This is a genomic window from Nocardia wallacei (genome assembly GCF_029869545.1).
Classification (GTDB): Bacteria; Actinomycetota; Actinomycetes; order Mycobacteriales; family Mycobacteriaceae; genus Nocardia; species Nocardia wallacei_A.
Genome location: NZ_JARWQD010000155.1, coordinates 1 through 1351, shown reverse-complemented (window position 1 = coordinate 1351; position 1351 = coordinate 1). Strand labels below are relative to the sequence as shown.

Genomic DNA, 1351 nt, shown 5'->3' with positions numbered 1-1351 from the left:
GGGGCGGAAAGTCCCTCGCCCCCGGCTATAAATCGCGGCCCACCCGCCCCCGCCTAACCTAGTACCCCAAGGGCCTCCCACCCAAAAATATTGTATGGGAGGCCGTTCCTCGTTCGTCACTTCTTCCCGAACAGACCGATGCCGAAGCCCAGCACCGAGAGCCCGAAGAAGCACAGCAGCAGGCCGCCGAATTGTGCCTCGCCGTCGGTGTCCGGACTGCGCGCGGTGTCCGAGGACTTGGCGACGACAGCGGCTGGCTCGACAATCGCCTGGATACCGACGAACAGCAAGGCTGTCGCGACCAGGATCAGAACGATGCCGCCGGTGATGCGCCCGGCGGTACGGCGGGCCGGGGCGGCGTCCTCGACGTGCTCGGATGCCTTGGGCGCTGACATGACCCCCGACAGTATCAGCACCCAGGCTGGTGCGCTGGGCAAGGAATTCGTCGACGCTATGCGGCGACAATGTTGAAGCTTTGCGGTTGTTTGCACCGTCGTAATACGAACTTGGCCGGATGACCGGGTACGTTTCGTGCTTCTTAAATGTGTGCGCGACAGGGGAGTTCGGGAAGGCGTTGTCGCCGATGGTGTGGGACGCTCTGGCTGCACCCGCCGATCCGGGCGGCGATTTCGAAAGTGGCATCACCGTGGTTTTGAATCAGGGCGAGAAAGCCATCCGGGCGGCAGTCGGTATGCCGTTCCGGGGTGGCTCTCGGTTCACGGCGGCATTCGCGGATCCGATGGCAAGGATGTTGGTGGCCAATGACGGGCTGACGACTTCCCTGCTGGAGGCGTCGCTGGGCCGGACATTGCGCATCAGGGTACTGCGTCAGGAAGTGGTATCGGCCGACAGCGTTTCCGACACGGTGGCGAGGTCGCTGTGCCTCGACGGGGAGCGTGAGGTCCTCGTGCGCCGCTCCGGTCTGGTCGATCCGGACCTGGCCCTGGTATCGATGAATCATGTTGTGATCCCGTGTGATTCGGCCGCCCGATTCGGTATCGACGGCCCCGGCCCGATCGGTTATCACCTCGCGTCTCGAGGTGTGACCCAATCGCGCCGAGTGCTGTGGGCGGGGTTCGCCGACTGGATCGATGGCCGGTCCTGTGTCACCAAGGACTATGTGATCCATGTCGGCGACGAACCGGCGTGCTACATCAGGGAATGCTTCAATCCGGACCTCGTCTCGCCGGACAGGGGCGATAACGGAACCGGCGAGGCGGCGCCCATCCTCGCAGGCGCGTCCGGTGGTCGGCCGCACGAATCGGGAACCCCGCCGACGGTGAGCGCCGACCTCCCCGCATTGCACCAGCCGGTCTGGCCCGATGCCGAAGCGGCACGGCGCAGCACGGAT

At 64.9% G+C, this 1351-nt stretch carries 2 protein-coding genes; one reads left to right on the top strand and one right to left on the bottom strand.

The window, feature by feature from the left end; translation table 11 throughout:
- Positions 1-116: 116 nt before the first annotated feature.
- A complete protein-coding gene (locus QH290_RS12515) occupies positions 117-395 on the bottom strand; it encodes a hypothetical protein (protein ID WP_280382931.1) in 279 nt (92 codons plus the stop codon).
- A gap of 188 nt (positions 396-583) precedes the next feature.
- Between QH290_RS12515 and QH290_RS12510 the strand changes: the two genes are divergently transcribed.
- Positions 584-1351, top strand: a 768-nt coding sequence (locus QH290_RS12510) for a hypothetical protein (protein ID WP_280382930.1), incomplete at its 3' end; no start/stop codon positions are given.

Coding starts and splice junctions, on each gene's coding strand:
- QH290_RS12515 (WP_280382931.1), bottom strand. CDS start 395: ATGTCAGCGCCCAAGGCATCCGAGCACGTCGAGGACGCCGCCCCGGCC.